Annotated in this window: 13 protein-coding genes; 5 read left to right on the plus strand and 8 right to left on the minus strand. The window is 72.4% G+C overall.

Annotated elements, in window-relative coordinates; translation table 11 throughout:
- Positions 1-11: 11 nt before the first annotated feature.
- From AB0C73_RS17305 to AB0C73_RS17325, 5 genes are all read right to left on the minus strand, one after another.
- Positions 12-302: a hypothetical protein gene (locus AB0C73_RS17305; protein WP_362530326.1), complete on the minus strand. Its 291-nt coding sequence runs from the start codon at positions 300-302 to the stop codon at positions 12-14.
- Positions 303-411: 109 nt separating this feature from the next.
- Entirely contained in the window at positions 412-2,637 is a 2,226-nt protein-coding gene (locus AB0C73_RS17310; protein ID WP_362530329.1) for an NADP-dependent isocitrate dehydrogenase, read from the minus strand.
- A gap of 51 nt (positions 2,638-2,688) precedes the next feature.
- Entirely contained in the window at positions 2,689-3,726 is a 1,038-nt protein-coding gene (locus tag AB0C73_RS17315; RefSeq protein ID WP_362530331.1) for a phosphoesterase, read from the minus strand.
- 424 nt (positions 3,727-4,150) lie between these two features.
- Complete coding sequence (locus tag AB0C73_RS17320; protein WP_362530334.1) at positions 4,151-4,471, minus strand: putative quinol monooxygenase; 321 nt, start codon at positions 4,469-4,471, stop codon at positions 4,151-4,153.
- Between the two features lie 45 nt (positions 4,472-4,516).
- Positions 4,517-5,320, minus strand: coding sequence for an IclR family transcriptional regulator C-terminal domain-containing protein (locus tag AB0C73_RS17325; RefSeq protein ID WP_362530337.1), 804 nt, complete (start codon positions 5,318-5,320; stop codon positions 4,517-4,519).
- A 130-nt stretch (positions 5,321-5,450) separates the two neighbouring features.
- Here AB0C73_RS17325 and AB0C73_RS17330 point away from each other — a divergent pair, with 130 nt between their 5' ends.
- Positions 5,451-7,202 (plus strand): VanW family protein, encoded by a 1,752-nt coding sequence (locus AB0C73_RS17330; protein ID WP_362530339.1) that lies wholly within the window; start codon positions 5,451-5,453, stop codon positions 7,200-7,202.
- 81 nt (positions 7,203-7,283) lie between these two features.
- Here the strand turns inward: AB0C73_RS17330 and AB0C73_RS17335 are convergent, their stop codons facing one another.
- Together AB0C73_RS17335 and AB0C73_RS17340 are read right to left on the minus strand one after the other, a co-directional pair.
- Positions 7,284-8,663, minus strand: coding sequence for an MFS transporter (locus tag AB0C73_RS17335; protein WP_362530341.1), 1,380 nt, complete (start codon positions 8,661-8,663; stop codon positions 7,284-7,286).
- A gap of 141 nt (positions 8,664-8,804) precedes the next feature.
- Positions 8,805-10,403, minus strand: a complete 1,599-nt coding sequence (locus tag AB0C73_RS17340) for a hypothetical protein (RefSeq protein WP_362530343.1) — start codon at positions 10,401-10,403, stop codon at positions 8,805-8,807.
- 241 nt (positions 10,404-10,644) lie between these two features.
- Here AB0C73_RS17340 and AB0C73_RS17345 point away from each other — a divergent pair, with 241 nt between their 5' ends.
- Positions 10,645-11,778 (plus strand): DUF5954 family protein, encoded by a 1,134-nt coding sequence (locus tag AB0C73_RS17345; RefSeq protein ID WP_362530345.1) that lies wholly within the window; start codon positions 10,645-10,647, stop codon positions 11,776-11,778.
- A gap of 40 nt (positions 11,779-11,818) precedes the next feature.
- Here the strand turns inward: AB0C73_RS17345 and AB0C73_RS17350 are convergent, their stop codons facing one another.
- Positions 11,819-12,253, minus strand: a complete 435-nt coding sequence (locus AB0C73_RS17350; protein ID WP_362530347.1) for an SsgA family sporulation/cell division regulator — start codon at positions 12,251-12,253, stop codon at positions 11,819-11,821.
- A gap of 696 nt (positions 12,254-12,949) precedes the next feature.
- Between AB0C73_RS17350 and AB0C73_RS17355 the strand changes: the two genes are divergently transcribed.
- The 3 genes from AB0C73_RS17355 to AB0C73_RS17365 all read left to right on the plus strand — a co-directional run bounded on the left by AB0C73_RS17355 (position 12,950) and on the right by AB0C73_RS17365 (position 15,775).
- On the plus strand, positions 12,950-13,636 hold the full coding sequence (locus AB0C73_RS17355) for a DUF2637 domain-containing protein (RefSeq protein WP_362530350.1): 687 nt from the start codon (positions 12,950-12,952) through the stop codon (positions 13,634-13,636).
- A 457-nt stretch (positions 13,637-14,093) separates the two neighbouring features.
- The gene (locus AB0C73_RS17360) at positions 14,094-14,837 is read left to right on the plus strand and encodes an RNA polymerase subunit sigma-70 (RefSeq protein ID WP_362530352.1); all 744 of its coding nucleotides are present in this window, start codon (positions 14,094-14,096) and stop codon (positions 14,835-14,837) included.
- Between the two features lie 185 nt (positions 14,838-15,022).
- Complete coding sequence (locus AB0C73_RS17365; RefSeq protein ID WP_362530354.1) at positions 15,023-15,775, plus strand: response regulator transcription factor; 753 nt, start codon at positions 15,023-15,025, stop codon at positions 15,773-15,775.
- Positions 15,776-15,817 lie beyond the last annotated feature (42 nt).

The following is a 15,817-nucleotide window of genomic DNA, read 5'->3' on the forward strand; positions in this document are numbered from 1 at the left end:
GCCGACCACGGCTACGGCGACAGATGCGGCAGGGTCGGCACCGTGGCGCCGTTCCCTTCCCGTACCGCCGCCACCACCGCGTCGTGCAGGTCGCGGCTCTCCTCCTCCGTCCCACAGGGAACCGGACTGCCCGACATGGTGAACCAGTCGGAAGCGCCGCTGTACTGCACGGCCACACGTGCCTCACCGTCGGCATAGGTGGTGTGCACGGTCAGATCACCCGTGACGACACCGCCCTCGTCGGTCAGCACCCCGCCACGCCCGGTGTAGACACCGGCGGTCGTCCATGATGCCCAGCTCATCTGTCCAGACTCACACCCGGTGGACGGATGCGCCACCGACAGGACAGCCCGGACAGGACCGCCCCGGCCGGAAAGCTTCCGGCCGGGGCGGAACGTGTCACCGCGAGGTTCAGGCGAGGGACGCGATGGCCTCGTTGAACGTGGCGGACGGACGCATCACGGCCGCGGCCTTGGCCGGGTCGGGCTGGTAGTAGCCGCCGAGGTCGGCCGGGGAGCCCTGGACCGCGATGAGCTCCTCGACGATCTTCTGCTCGTTGGCGGAGAGCGTCTCGGCGACCGGGGCGAAGGCCTTGGCCAGCTCCGCGTCGTCGGTCTGCTTCGCCAGCTCCTGGGCCCAGTACATGGCCAGGTAGAAGTGGCTGCCGCGGTTGTCGATGCCGCCGAGGCGACGGGTCGGCGACTTGTCCTCGTTGAGGAAGGTGCCGGTGGCGCGGTCGAGCGTGTCGGCGAGCACCTGGGCGCGGGTGTTGCCCGTGCTGGTGGCCAGGAACTCGAAGGAGGCGGCGAGCGCGAAGAACTCGCCGAGCGAGTCCCAGCGCAGGTAGTTCTCCTTGACCAGCTGCTGGACGTGCTTCGGGGCGGAGCCGCCGGCGCCGGTCTCGAAGAGGCCGCCGCCCGCCATCAGCGGGACGACGGAGAGCATCTTGGCGCTGGTGCCCAGCTCCAGGATCGGGAAGAGGTCGGTCAGGTAGTCGCGCAGGACGTTGCCGGTGACCGAGATGGTGTCCTCGCCGCGGCGGATGCGCTCCAGGGAGAACTTCGTGGCCTCGACCGGGGACATGATCCGGATGTCCAGGCCCTCGGTGTCGTGCTCCGGCAGGTACTGCTTGACCTTGGCGATGATCTGGGCGTCGTGGCCGCGGTTCTCGTCCAGCCAGAAGACGGCCGGGGCGCCGGTGGCGCGGGCGCGGGTGACGGCCAGCTTGACCCAGTCCTGGATGGGCAGGTCCTTGGCCTGGCAGGAGCGGAAGATGTCGCCCTCGGCGACCTCCTGCTCCAGGACCGTGGTGCCGGCGGCGTCGACGAGGCGGACGGTGCCGGCCGCGGCGATCTCGAAGGTCTTGTCGTGGGAGCCGTACTCCTCGGCCTTCTGCGCCATGAGGCCGACGTTCGGGACGGAGCCCATGGTCGACGGGTCGACGGCGCCGTGGGCGCGGCAGTCCTCGATGACGGCCTGGTAGACGCCGGAGTAGGAGCTGTCCGGGAGGACGGCGAGGGTGTCGCCCTCCTGGCCGTCCGGGCCCCACATGTGGCCGGAGGTGCGGATCATGGCCGGCATCGAGGCGTCGACGATGACGTCGGACGGCACGTGCAGGTTGGTGATGCCCTTGTCGGAGTCGACCATGGCGAGGGCCGGGCCGGCGGCGATCTCGGCGTCGAAGGAGGCCTTGATCTCCTCGCCGAGGCCGTGCGGGAGGGCCTCCAGGCCCTTGAAGATGCTGCCGAGGCCGTCGTTCGCGGACAGGCCGGCGCCGGCGAGCACCTCGCCGTACTTGGCGAAGGTCTGCGGGAAGAAGGCGCGCACGACGTGGCCGAAGATGATCGGGTCGGAGACCTTCATCATGGTGGCCTTGAGGTGCACGGAGAAGAGCACGCCCTCGGCCTTGGCGCGGGCGACCTGCTCGGCGAGGAAGGTGTCGAGCGCGGCGGCGCGCAGCACGGCGGCGTCGACGACCTCGCCGGCGATGACCTTCAGCGGCTCGCGCAGTTCGGTCACGGTGCCGTCGGCGGCGACGTGCTCGAAGCGGAGGGTGGTGTCCTCGGCGATGACGGCGGACTTCTCGGTGGTGGCGAAGTCGTCCGCGCCCATGGTGGCGACGTTGGTCTTGGACTCGGGGGTCCAGACGCCCATGCGGTGCGGGTGGGTCTTGGCGTAGTTCTTGACGGCGGCGGGAGCGCGGCGGTCGGAGTTGCCCTCGCGCAGGACCGGGTTGACGGCCGAGCCCTTGATCTTGTCGTAGCGGGCGCGGACGTCCTTGTCCTCGTCGCTCTGCGGGTCGTCCGGGTAGTCCGGGAGGGCGTAGCCCTGGGCCTGGAGCTCGGCGATCGCGGCCTTGAGCTGCGGGATGGAGGCCGAGACGTTCGGCAGCTTGATGATGTTGGCCTCGGGCTTCTTCGCCAGCTCGCCGAGCTCGGCGAGGGCGTCGGCGACCTGCTGGCCTTCCTGGAGACGCTCCGGGAAGGAGGCGATGATGCGCCCGGCCAGGGAGATGTCACGCGTCTCGACGTTCACGCCGGCGGTCGAGGCGTAGGCCTGGACCACGGGCAGGAACGAGTAGGTCGCCAGGGCGGGCGCCTCGTCAGTGTGCGTGTAGATGATGGTCGAGTCAGTCACCGGGTGTGCTCCGCTCCACGTCTGCGTCTGCGTCTGCAAGATTGCTCGACATCAAGATATCTCGTGTTCGGGCTCCTCGGAAAAGGGGTCCTCGGGTACGGGGTGGGCGATCCGGTACGGGGTGGTGCCCGGGTCGAGGTCGACGTGGCGGAGCAGGCCCAGGAACACGAGGGCGACGGCGGCGCCGGTCCCGGCGGCGAGCGCCTGGCCGCAGCGGTGGGCGGCCCGGGGCAGGTCGGCGGGGAGCGGGCCGGTGGCGGCGGGCAGGCAGTCGCCGAGCAGATAGGCGCCGGCGGCCAGGCCGGCGAGGGCGAGCAGGGCGAGCGGCAGGCTGACCAGGAGCCGCTGCGGGGGCAGGCCGCGCCGGGGTGCGGGCCGGATCCTGCCCTTGCGGGCGAGCAGGGCGGTGAGCGCGGCGAAGGCGGCGAGGACGAGCAGGTCGGCGGCGATGACGTCGCCGGGGTGGTGGCGTCCGGAGGCGATCGAGTACGCGCCGAGGGCGGCGGCCCACAGGGCGCCGAGGCCGACGGCGACGGTGCGCAGCCGGAACGGCACCAGGAGGGCAAGCCCGAGGGCAGTGCCGGCGGCGAGCACGGCGGGGCTGCTGGGGAAGCCGCTGGGGACGGCGATCCCGGCGGCGTCGAGGGTGCGGGGGCCAGGCGCGTGGCGCTGCAGCAGCTCGGCGGTGAGCAGGGCGGCGGCGACGGTGCCGAGCGCGGCGGCGAGGTGCGCGTACCGCTTGCGGAGCACGCCGAGGGCGACGAGCAGCAGGACGGCGAGGAGGAGCGAGAGGGTGCCGAGGCCCTGGAGCGAGGGATGCTCGCGTAGGAAACGGGCGACGGCCGGGTCGGCGAGCCGGCCGGCGAGCGCGGCGTCCCCCCAGCGCCGGCCGGTCGCGGTGAGCACGAGCCCGGCGTAGGCGACGGTGAGCAGGAGGACGGCGGCGAGGCAGGCGCGCCGCATGCGTATGCGGATACGGGCGCTGAACGATCCGGCGGCCTCACCGGCGACGGCGGCGTACCACCAGGTGTCGCCGGCGGCGATGCGTGGTGGGGAGCCGCCGGTACGGGGCCTGTCGAAGGGTGCCATGCCACGATTCGACCCCGCCGCGGGTCGGGCCGCCCGCTGGAAGCACCCGAACGGCGCGGAGGGGTGGCGGCCGCCGCTGCCCCCACCGGGCAGGGGCGCACCCCGAGGCGGCGGTCGACGCCACGCGGCGGCAGGCGGCCTGACGCCGAGCCGACGCCATGGGGCCGCGCCCCCACCGGGCAGGGCTGGCGGGCTGAGGCCGAGCCGGACGGCATGCGGGCGACGGCTTCTGCCGTACGAGCGGAGTCGTTCGCGCAGGCGTCGCCAGTGGCCGACGGCGTGGGGCCGTTCCGGCTCCCGTCGCGCGGAGCCCCGACGATGCCGTCGACGCGGGCGAGGCGGGGCCCCGCCCTGAGGCGGCCCTCGGAGCGCGCTGCGGCTGTGCCGCGCCCGGCGCCGGTCACGCCGCCGCACGCGGCGGACGTCAGCGGGCGAGTTCCGCCATCGCGCCCCAACTCTGCTGGGGGACCTCGACGTTGATGATCTCGGGGGTCGAGGCGATCGCCTCGCCCATCGTGGCGAGGCCGGCCTTGAAGTGGTCGGAGGCGACGTGGGCGGCGCCGGCCTCGGGGTCGGCGAAGGCCTCCAGGAGGACGAACTGGTTCGGGTCGTCGACGCTGCGGGACCAGTCGAAGAAGAGGTTGCCGGGCTCCGCGCGGGTGGCGCTCGTGAAGTCGGCGACGCGGTCGAGCCAGCTGTCGGCGAGCTCGGGGCGGACGGTGAAGCGTACGGCGATGAAGATCATGCGCTCATGGTGCGGCGCGGGCGCCGGCCCGGCCACTCGTGCCGCTCAGGATTCCGGCAGGGTCGGAAAGCTCGCCGTGACACTCGCCGTGAAGAGGGGAACGGCGCGGGCGAGCGCGGCGCGCAGCTCGCCGTGCCGACGCCGGAAGTCGGTGGTGGGGAGCGACACGGAAAGCGCGCGGACGACGCCGTCCTCGGTGGCAGCACGCGGGACGGGGAGCGCGATGGCCAAGCAGGTGTACGCGGGGTCCGCCTCCCCCACCGAGACGGCGAAGCCCCGGTCGCGCACCCGCGCCAGCTCCGCCTCGAAGCGCTCGGGGCTGGTGATCGTACGGTCGGTGAAGCGGGCCATGCCGTGCGCGTCGAGGTAACGGCGGCGGGCGGCCCGGGGCAGTTCGGCGAGCAGCGCCTTGCCGTGCGCGGTGGCGTGGGCGCGGGCCTCGGGGCCCGGGGCGAAGGGGTGGGCGGTGTCGGTGACCGGCGCGGTGGTGTCGACCACGGTGATCCGGCCGTCGCGGTACGCGGTGAAGTAGGCCTCGGCGCCGGCGGTGCGGCGCAGGTGCCCGAGCAGTTCGGCGACCGGGCCGCCGAGGCCGTGCCCCAGGCCGTGGTGCCGCTGGTAGGCGCGGTGCAGGGCGGGGACGCGCGGGCCGGGGACGTACCCCTCGGGGGTACGGGCGAGATGCCCGCGGGCGATCAGCGGACCGGTCAGGTGGTACACGGTCGACAGGGCGCAGCCGAGCGTCCGGGCCAGCGTCTTGGCGCCGACGGGCCGGTCGGCGTCCGCGACGGCGTCGAGGATGGCGAGCGCGCGGTCGACGGACTGCGGGCCGATCAGGGAGGTGGGCACCGAGCCACCTTAGTTCCCGGGCGGTGAGAGGAGTGTCACCCAAGGAATAAAAGGGACTATCTAGATCTTTTCCCCCACTTCCGCGTACGGTCGAAAGGACCCCTGACTCCTCATCGCACCGGGAGGGTGTGTGCGCCGCTCCACGACCGACCACACCGCCGCCGCGGGCCCGCACGGGCGCCGCGGCCACATACGCAAGGCGGCGATCGCGACCGGGGCGGTCGCGGCCGTCGCCGGCGGACTGTACGTCGCGGGACTCGTCGCCACCGGGGACGACATATCCCAGGGCACCCGCGTGAACGGCATCGACATCGGCGGCCTGAGCCGCGCCGAGGCCGCCGCCCGCCTCACCGCCGCGGCCCCCGCCGCCTGGAAGGACCCGGTACGGGTCGCCGTCGGCGACACCACGACCACCGTCGATCCGGCCGCGGCGGGGCTCACGGTCGACGTGGCCGCCACCGCCGACCGGGCCGCCGACCCGTCCCGCGACCCGGTCACCGTGATCGGCCGGCTCTTCTCCTCCGGCAGTCGGGACATCGAGCCGGTCGTCTCCTTCGACGGTACGAAGGCCAGGGCCGCGCTCGCCGCCACGGCGCGGCAGCAGGACCGCACGGTCCGCGAGGGCGCTGTCGCCTTCAAGGACGGCAAGGCGGTCGTCACCCAGGCCCAGGACGGGCGGAAGCTGGACACCGACAAGGCGGTCGACGTGCTGCGCGCCGCCTATCCGGGCGCGGGCGGCGGCGCCGCCGCACCGCTGACGCTGCCGGTCTCCGTGACGCAGCCGAAGGTGGGCGCGGCCGAGGTCTCCCGCTTCGTGAAGGAGTTCGCGGACCCGGCGATGTCGGGCCCGGTCACCCTCACCGCGGACGGCAAGCGCCTGTCGATCGCCGCGGCGACGCTCGGCGACCACCTGGACGTGAGGTCCGAGGGCGGCCGGCTCACCCCGGCCCTCGACGCGAAGTCCCTGATGCGGGACCCGGACGTGGCCCGCCCGCTGCACGCCGTGACCGGCGGTCCGGTCGAGGCACGGCTCGGGGTGCGGGACGGAAAGGTCGTGGTGGAGCAGGACGGCCGCCCGGGCCGCCAGGTGTCCGCCGACGCCCTCGGCCGCGCCGTACAGCCGCTGCTCACGAAGCAGGGCGCCACGGCCCGTACCGCGGCGGTCGCCACCACCGTGACCCCGCCGAAGGTCTCGGCCGAGTCGCTCGCGCGGCTCGGCATCACCGAGCAGATGTCGACGTTCACGGTGCACTTCCCGACCGCGCCGTACCGCACGACCAACATCGGCCGGGCGGTCGAGCTGATCAACGGCTCCGTCGTGCAGCCGGGCGAGGTGTGGAGCTTCAACCGCACGGTCGGCGAGCGCACCGAGGCGAACGGCTTCGTCGACGGCACGATGATCATGGACGGGCAGTACCAGAAGGCCCCCGGCGGCGGTGTCTCGGCGGTCGCGACGACCGTCTACAACGCCCTGTTCTTCGCCGGTGTGCAGCCGGTCGAGCACGGCGCGCACTCCTTCTACATCGAGCGCTACCCGGCCGGCCGGGAGGCGACGGTGGCGTGGGGCACGCTGGACCTCAGGTTCCGCAACGACACGGGAAAGCCGATCTACATCAAGGCGAGTTCGACGGACTCGTCGGTGACGGTGAGCTTCCTCGGCACGAAGAGGTACGACTCGGTCGAGGCGGTCGCGGGCCCGCGCACGAACGTCACGCCGCCCGGCGAGCGCAAGGGCAAGCTCGCGGACAAGTGCGAGGTGCAGGATCCGCTGGAGGGCTTCGACATCAAGGTCGACCGGGTCTTCAAGAACGGCGGCACGGAAGTCAAGCGCGAGACCTTCAGCACGCACTACACGCCGCGGGACAAGGTGATCTGCGAGTAGGTCGAGTCAGAGACGTCAGCAGGGCCCCACTCCTCGGAGTGGGGCCCTGCTGTCCTGCTGTCTTGATGTCTTGACTACCGGTCAGGCGTCGACGCGGACGGCGTCCGCGGGAGCGGCCTCCGGCGTGACGTCGGCGAGGTCCCGGTGGCGGGTCTCGCGGGCGCAGAGCACGGCGACGACGGTGAGCAGCGCGGCGGCGATCACATAGAGGGCGATCGGGGTCGAGCTGTCGTAGCCGTCGAGCAGGGCCACCGCGATGAGCGGGGCGGGGGCGCCGGCGGCGACGGAGGAGAACTGGGCGCCGATGGAGGCGCCGGAGTAGCGCATCCGGGTCGCGAACATCTCGGAGAAGAAGGCGGCCTGGGGCGCGTACATCGCGCCGTGCAGGATCAGGCCGACGGTGACGGCGAGCAGCAGGCCGCCGAAGGACTTCTGGTCGATGAGGGCGAAGAAGGGGAACATCCACAGCCCGACGCCGACGGCGCCGAGGAGGTAGACGGGGCGGCGTCCGATCCGGTCGGAGAGGGCGCCCCACAGCGGGATGACGGCGAAGTGGATCGCGGATCCGATGAGGACGGCGTTGAGGGCGGTCTGCTTGGAGAGGCCGGCCTGGGTGGTCGCGTAGACGAGGATGAAGGCGGTGATGACGTAGTAGCTGATGTTCTCGGCCATCCGGGCTCCCATGGCGATGAGCACATCGCGCCAGTGGTGCCTGAGGACGGCGACCAGCGGCATCTTCTCGGCCTGCGCGGCGGCCTGCGCGTCAGCGGCCTTGCGCTCCTCGGCTGCGGCGAGCGCGGCCTTGAAGACCGGCGACTCGTCGACGGAGAGCCGGATCCACAGTCCTACGATCACGAGCACGCCGGAGAGCAGGAACGGCACGCGCCAGCCCCACGAGGTGAACGCGGCGTCCGAGATCAGCGCGGTGAGCGCGGAGAGCACACCGGTCGCGAGCAGCTGGCCGGCCGGAGCGCCGGTCTGCGGCCACGAGGCCCAGAATCCGCGCCGCTTCGCGTCCCCGTGCTCGGACACGAGGAGTACGGCTCCGCCCCACTCCCCGCCGAGCGCGAATCCCTGGACCAGCCGCAGCGTGGTGAGGAGCACGGGCGCGGCGGACCCCACGGTCGCGTGCGTCGGCAGCAGTCCGATCGCGAACGTCGCCCCGCCCATCATCAGCAGGCTGAGCACGAGCAGCTTCTTGCGCCCGAGCCGGTCCCCGAAGTGCCCGAACACGAGCGCCCCGAGCGGCCGCGCGGCGAACCCGACGGCGTACGTCAGGAACGAGAGCAGCGTTCCGACCAGCGGATCGGACTCGGGGAAGAACAGCTTGTTGAACACCAGCGCGGCGGCCGACCCGTAGAGGAAGAAGTCGTACCACTCGATGGTGGTGCCGATGAGGCTGGCGGCGACGATGCGCTTGAGGGAGCCGGGGGGCGTGGGAGCGTGAGTTGCGGCGGCCATGTGCACCACTTCCGAGCGGGTGACGGGGACGTGTACGTGTCGCCACACCGTAGGAACGCCCAGGTCACCCGCGTATGTGGTGGGACACCATAGTTCGGATGCCGCGCATGCGGGGTGACACCATGCGCGGCCGCCCGACGTCTACGGCTGGCCGTCGAGCCAGCTCAGCTTGTGCCCGTAGAGCACCCGCTGGCAGTAGTCGGTGCCCACCGGGTCGGCGGTGTCCGGGTTCGCCGTGCAGTCGGAAGCCGACCCCGGGCGGTGTTCGGAAAGGGACCACAGGCGGCCGGTGCCGCGCTCGACGTAGAGGTCCTCGGCGCCGCGGGCGGTCTTGACGGGCTGGCCGTTCGCGACCAGCTCACCGTTGCTCCAGTGGAGGCGCCAGAGGTTGCCGGGCTCGTCCGTGCCCTTGGACTCGTTCACGTACAGCGTGCCGTTGTACGCGGCGGCGCCCTGTGCGCCGCCGTTGGTCAGCGGCAGGTAGTTGGCCCAGCCCTCCGCGGCCACGTCGGCGGAGCGTCCCTCGAGCGCGGCGACGGGGAACGAGGCGATGCGGCCGGTGGACGGGTAGCCGCTCTCCGGGCGGCAGTACTCGCCCATGAGCAGCCGGTCCGGGACGGTGCTGCGGTCGAGGGAGATGTACGAGGCCTTCGGGGCGCCGGTGGCGACACAGGCGTAGGAACCCACGGGATTGCTCTGCGTCGCCTTGAACTTCCAGGCGGCGACCTGCGGCATCACATAGCGGTAGCCGAAGCTGTACCAGACGTTGTCGTGCCGGCCGACCTTGGTCCTGTCCTCGGTGTTCGCGGTGGTCGGCACGCCGTCGGTGTCGGAACCCATCGCGTCGTGCGTCGTCGGGTCGCCGTCCGGATCCAGGTCCATGATGGAGCGCATGTCGAAGACGCGCAGGCCGTTGCGGGTGTCGGCGACGTAGAGGTAGTTGCCGTACCAGACGATCCCCCCGGCGTGGACACCCTTCTGGATCGGGTACTCGGAGGCGTGCAGCCCGTCGAAGGAGACATGGTCGGCCGAGTTGACGTAGGTCCAGCCGAGCAGCACGTGCCGGTACTTGATCTCGGGGCTGCCGGTGGCCGGGTTGATCCGGCTCTGGACGAAGGTGATCCGGACGCCCTTCTGGTTGCAGGCGTCGTTCGCCTCCAGCTCGGCCGCCGTGCAGTCCCCGGTCGCCGGGTCCGGGTCGGTCTCGCGGCCCGGGTCCCAGCCGTCGTACGAGGCGTACAGCTCGATGTCCCCGGCCGTGCCCCACAGTTCGTTGTCCTTGGCGTCGGAGACGCCGGTGAAGCCCTGCGGCACCCACTCCTGCGAGACGGAGTCGTCGTTCTGCAGGCAGTACTTGATGTCGGGGTCGGCGGCGGTGCCGAACGGGTCGCGGGAGCACCACGGCGTCGCGGTGCGGTTCGCCCCGGCGAGCAGGTTCTGCACGCCCGACTTGGGGAGCACCGCGTCGAGGCGGGTGACACGGGTCGTGGTCTCGGCGTTGAGCGCGCCGGGTGACAGGGTGAAGTCGCCGGGTGAGGCCGCGCCACCGGGCGAGGTCCAGGCGGTGGCCGCGAACGGCGCGGGAGCGGCCTCGGCCGCGAGGGGTTCCTGGACCGTGGGGTCCGAGGTGTTCGGCGGCACGTCCTCGGCCTGGGCGGCCGGAGCGACGAGGCCGCTGAACGCGAGGGCGGCCGCGGCGGCCGCAGTGAGCCAGACCCGGCGTATTCGCCTTGCGGGCATGTGGAGTTCCTCCGTCGATCATGCGTCTGGCATGCGCCAGACAAGTCAGACGGAGGGTTCCAGAACGCCGGGGCGAAGCGGTCACCCAGGGGCCGCCCACCGCAGGACCCGCCACCGATCCGCACAAGATCCACACGGTGGGCCGTCATGCGATCCCGAACGTACGGGCCGGGGTGGTCCTTTCGCCGGATATTCCGGTGAAACCGTGATGAGGGCGCGGAGTTGCCGCCACGATGACGCCATGAGCGATCAGGGTGCGGGGCAGGCCGGATGGCCGGTGGTGGTACGGATTCCAGTGGAGCCGGTGGAGGCCGCGGTGGAGGCCGACGCCCGCGACGCGGCGGCGCACAGCGGCGTCCTGGCCGTACGGGGCCCGCTGTTCGGCGTGGCGGCGCAGCGCGCGGACGAGGGGCGGCGGTGGCGGGTGGTCGTCGAGGTCACCCACGGCTCCGCGCAGGAGGCCCGCGACGGGCTGAACTCCCTGCTCTGGTACCGGGCGAAGGACGAGGCCGAGGACCGGGCGGAGCGGTGCGTACTGCTGGCGGCGGTCGCCCGGCTTGAGACGGAGCCCGTCGACGAACTCACCGTGCTCGGCACCCGCTACCGCGTGGTGCGGGCCGAGGAGTACACGGGCATGGACGCGCACGGCGACTTCGAGACGCCGCGGCCCACCGACCCCGAGCCCCTCACCCCCGACTGGAGCCGCGGCGGCCGGAGCCCGAGGATCGACGACGGGCTGGTCCTCGACCCGGACGCGCCGCTCTCCCCCGTCCAGGCGGCGGAGCGTCTGTCGCTGCGCTCCCTCACCTACACCGGGACCAGGTTCCCCGAGCCGGTGCTGCACGACTCCGCGCGGGCCGTGGAGAGCCACCCCGACGTCCTGCTCATGCCCGCGCTGTTCAGGATCGTGGAGCGGTCCGGCGGCGAGCCCTGGACGACGGGCAGCGGCCTGCACGCCACCGCCCACGACGCGCGCCGGACCCTGGACTTCTCCCTGGTGTGGTGGGAGCCACGCGCGCGCGGCCTGATCCCCCGGGACGTCCTGGGCGACGCCCGTACGCCCGTCGACGCGCGCACCGTCGTCGCCGAGGGCACCGACCCGGCGGTCGCGGAGCTCGCGGTGTTCGCCGAGGCGGCGGACCGGCTCCGGGCGGAACGGCTCGACGAGGTCGAGGTCCACGGCACGGTCTCCCGGATCGGCCGCACCCGCCGTCTGCTGCGCTGGGGCCCCGACGGACCGGAGGGCCCCCGCCCGTCCGACATCGACCCGTACGGCCCCAGCAGGATCCACCCACCGCTGGACGAGGACGGCACCGTCCTTCCCGAGGAGCCGACGGAGGAGGACGAAGCGGAGGAGGACGAAGCCGCGTCGTAGCGGGGCCGACGGCGGGGCCGGGCTTCGGTCGTTCATGTCCTCAGCCCGCCGACGGCGCTTCCCGGCTCCAGAAGCGGCTGAGCAACTCGTCCATGTCGTAGTACGCGCTCTCGCCGCCGGCCGGGACGATCGCGTACGACGCCTTGAGGAACGTCCTGACCAGCGACCTCGGCGCGCGGAGCACCAGCGTCCCGCCGGGTGGGCTCAGGCAGATGGAGAGCGTGTCGTCCGCCGGGCCGGGCGAGGGGTGGACCGACACGTCGCCGAGACCCACCCGCGCGGTGAGCCCGTCGGTGAGGAGTTCGCGGGAGATCGCCCAGGTGACCGGCTGTTCGAGGTCGACGTGGTGGTCCAGGTGGACGGCGTACGGATCGCTGCGGTGGTACCGCAGACGGGCGGCCACCGGTCTGGTCAGGTCCTGGTGGACGACGGCCGCCAGCGTCAGGAGGGCCGTGCAGTCAGGGAGTTCCGGCACGCGTCGGCGCTTTCCTTGGGCGTCCCAGCCGATCACAGGCGCTCCACGGTGTACGCGAAGGCCGGAGCGGTGAAGGTCGGGGACGGACACGGGGACGGACGCCGGGGCAGGCGCGGGCGCGGGCGCAGGCGCAGAACCGTTTCATCTAATTCCGGGACAGCGACATGTCGTTGAGTCGTCATGACTGGTGAAACGATGCTGCAAGATTTCGGTAACCCTCGCCGTGACGTTTCTCCGGACTCCGCCGGGCCCCTTCGCGCACTTCGCTCAAGCGTTTGAGCGCGACATCCGGTATCCCTCGTTCGCGTCACTTGATCACCCGTTCGTGGTGCAACCTTTCTTCCAACCCCGGTCGTTATGTGGGCGTGAAGTCGCCAGGAGCGTTAGAGGAAAGGGTTCTTCTGTGGCTCTGGACAGAGCGATCTGAAACAGGGGCACGGAGAAAATCGGATGGACTGGTACAGAGACAGGTCGAACTTCTACGTCCCGCAGCACCCCATGGGGTCCGGGAGTGATGTTCCGCAGTACCCCACCGACTCACGGTGGGGGGTACGGGAGTATCCCGGGGTGGGGAGAAACGTTTCGCAGTACCCCATGGACCCGGTGCGCGACATGCCGGAGTACCCCAGGGCAGGGCGCGACCTTCCTCCGCAGTACCCCATGGGCTCGGGGTGGGACATGCCGGAGTACCCCGGGATGGGACGTGAGGTCCCGCAGTACCCCGTGGGTGCGGGGCGGGACGAACGAGACCCGTACGCCGGCACGCCCATCCCCGCCCAGCAGCCCCGGGGCGAGACGGTGACCGAATCCACCCTGCATCACGAGAACCTCGAGGAGGAACTGGCTCAACTGCTCTCCAGGGAACCGGGGCCGGCCCCCGCTTCCGCCCCAAGGGACCCGCAGGCACCCAGGATCGACAGACGCCGCACCCGCCCGAAACCGCAGTTCCTCCGCCTCTACCAGCGCATCACCCAGGTGACGGCCCTCTTCGCCGCCATCGCGCTGTGCGCGGCGTGTCTGCTCGTCTGGTCCATCACGTACACCTACGCCCAGCTCAGCACGACCGCCGAGTCCGTACTGCCCGTGCACCTCGCTCACTGGTGGCCCCTCACGCTGTACGGTCCCTGGTCCGTCGCGGCGCTGTCGGTCCTGCGGGCGGCTGTGCAGCGTCAGCCCGCGAGGCGCTCCTGGGGTGTTCTCCTGGTGACGTCGGCGGTGGCGGTGGCCCTGTGCGTCAGCCACTCGTCCCGTTCGGCGCTCGCCCTCGTAACGCTCGGGATCCCGCCCATCACCTCCCTGGTGTGTTTCTGGGAGCTGGTCGGGCAGTTCTCGTGCAGACAGCGGACCCGGAGGCGGGGCCGCGCCCAGCCTTCCAAGGCGTGACGGGTTCTTCCTGACCGTCCCCGCATCACAACGGCGCCACCGCTTGGTACGAGCCGGGGTGGCGCCGTCGTGATGCGTGTCCGCTCCCCGGTACGCCGGCTCATGATCCGCCACCCTCCGCCAGGGTGTCCCGCCGTTCCGGGCCGTCGGTGCCGTCGTTGGGGAACCGTGAACAGATTCGGTGAATCCACTCCCATGGCCTGCTTACTCGGCGCCTACTGGCTCGACTCCCCGGTGCCCCTGAACCGCGCCGGCGCCCGGGGCGCCGCCGACGAGACGGCGGTGCGGTCCGGCGGCGGCGAAGGCACGGGTTCGGGCGGCGTCCGGAGCATCCGCGGCACCGGCGCGAGCCGTGCGGACAGGGCGGGACGGCGCCCGGGGCCGGGGTCGGACCCCGGGCCCGAGCGGCGGCCCCGCTGACCGAGCCCAGGCGTTTTCCAGAGAAAGGTTTCCTCCGTTGCTCCCCTCCAGCCGCCCGGACTCGGCCCTCGCGGCGGAACGGCCGCCGCCGCCGAGTGCCGAGTCGGCCTTCGACGCGCTGTACGTCTCCACCGTGCCCGGTCTCACCCAACAGGCCTATGTGCTGACCGGATGCCGCCGCCTCGCCTTCGAGTCCGCCGAGCAGGCCTTCCACCGGGCCTGGGAACGCTGGCCCGAGGTCGCGCGCGACCCCGACCCCGTGGGGTGGGTCCGGGCGCGCACCCACGAGTACGCGCTGTCTCCCTGGCACCGGCTGCGGCCCGGCCTCGACCGCACCGGTCCGCCGGCCGCCGACCCCGTGGCGCGGGCGTTCCTGGAACTCCCGCCGTGGCAGCGCCGGGCGGTGCTGTTGTGCGACGGCCTGGACCTGAGCGTGGAGGAGGCCGCCGCCGAGACCCACGCGACCGCCTTCGCCACCGCGGGCAGGCTGCGCAACGCCCGCGCCGCCCTCGGCCGCCGCCTGCCGGACGCCGACGCGGGCGCCTCTGGCCAGGCGCTCAGAACCCGCGTCAAGGACGCCTCGGTCGCCACCCTCGCCCAGCCGTGGTCCGTCCGCGCCGCGAGCGAACGCCGCGTCCGCACCCTCACCCGCGCCGTGTTCGGAACGCTGGCGACGCTCATCGCCCTCGTCGTGGCCACAAGCGCCCTCACCTCACCGCCCGGCGCCCCGGCCGACAGCGGCCGCTCTTCCCCTCACACCGCCGGGATCTCCGGGAAGTGATCCCGTGATCCGGGGTGGTCGGTCCCCTGATCGCAGCCACACGGGAGGGGCTCGGGCGCGCCGCGGTCGTCCTCCGGCCGTGGGTTCGTCCCATCGGGTGATCGGGCGCCGCATACCCGGACAACGCCGTTTGACGGACAATCCTTGTGAAGACGGGCCGAACCACCGAGCGCACAGGGGGCACCATGACCGATCAGCCGGCAGCCGGGGCAGCCACCCGCGTGTTCCTCGTGGACGATCACGAGGTCGTGCGGCGCGGGCTGCGCGATCTGATCGACGACGAGGACGACATGCAGGTGGTCGGGGAGGCGGGGACGGCGGAGCAGGCGCTGGCCAGGGGGCCGGCGGTGCGGCCGGACGTGGCCGTGCTCGACGTACGGCTGCCGGACGGGGACGGGATCTCCGTGTGCCGGGAGCTGCGCTCGCGGATGCCGGGGCTCGCCTGTCTGATGCTGACCTCGTTCGACGACGAGGACGCGCTGATCGACGCGATCATGGCCGGTGCCGCCGGCTATGTGCTCAAACAGATCAAGGGCTCGGACCTGGTCTCGGCGGTACGGACGGTGGCCACCGGCCAGTCGATGCTCGATCCGGCCACCACCGCGCGGCTGATGCACTCGCTGCGGGACCCGGAGGACGCGAAGCCGCCGGAGGACGAGCGGCTCGCCGCCCTGTCCGAGCGGGAGCGGTCCGTACTGGAGCTGATCGGCGAGGGGCTCACCAACCGGCAGATCGCCGAACGGCTCTATCTGTCGGAGAAGACGGTGAAGAACCACATCTCGCGGCTCCTCGGGAAGCTGGGCGTGGAGCGCCGCGTGCAGGCGGCCGTCATCGCCGCCCAGGTCCACGAGCACGAGGCCGAGCACGGGCACGAACACGGGCACACGCAGGGACACGGGCCCGGTCACGGGCACGGGCAGGACGCCGACGAGCGCTAGGGCCTGTCCGGCGGATCAGGGCCGGACAGGCCGCGGCGTCTG

The sequence above is a fragment of the Streptomyces sp. NPDC048623 genome (assembly GCF_040650755.1).
GTDB lineage: Bacteria > Actinomycetota > Actinomycetes > Streptomycetales > Streptomycetaceae > Streptomyces.

What these genes read in the sequence shown, in the direction of transcription:
- AB0C73_RS17305 (WP_362530326.1), bottom strand. Translation starts at nt 302, where the DNA reads ATGAGCTGGGCATCATGGACGACCGCCGGTGTCTACACCGGGCGTGGC.
- AB0C73_RS17345 (WP_362530345.1), top strand. Translation starts at nt 10,645, where the DNA reads ATGAGCGATCAGGGTGCGGGGCAGGCCGGATGGCCGGTGGTGGTACGG.
- AB0C73_RS17315 (WP_362530331.1), bottom strand. Translation starts at nt 3,726, where the DNA reads ATGGCACCCTTCGACAGGCCCCGTACCGGCGGCTCCCCACCACGCATC.
- AB0C73_RS17355 (WP_362530350.1), top strand. Translation starts at nt 12,950, where the DNA reads ATGGGACGTGAGGTCCCGCAGTACCCCGTGGGTGCGGGGCGGGACGAA.
- AB0C73_RS17335 (WP_362530341.1), bottom strand. Translation starts at nt 8,663, where the DNA reads ATGGCCGCCGCAACTCACGCTCCCACGCCCCCCGGCTCCCTCAAGCGC.
- AB0C73_RS17320 (WP_362530334.1), bottom strand. Translation starts at nt 4,471, where the DNA reads ATGATCTTCATCGCCGTACGCTTCACCGTCCGCCCCGAGCTCGCCGAC.
- AB0C73_RS17365 (WP_362530354.1), top strand. Translation starts at nt 15,023, where the DNA reads ATGACCGATCAGCCGGCAGCCGGGGCAGCCACCCGCGTGTTCCTCGTG.
- AB0C73_RS17340 (WP_362530343.1), bottom strand. Translation starts at nt 10,403, where the DNA reads ATGCCCGCAAGGCGAATACGCCGGGTCTGGCTCACTGCGGCCGCCGCG.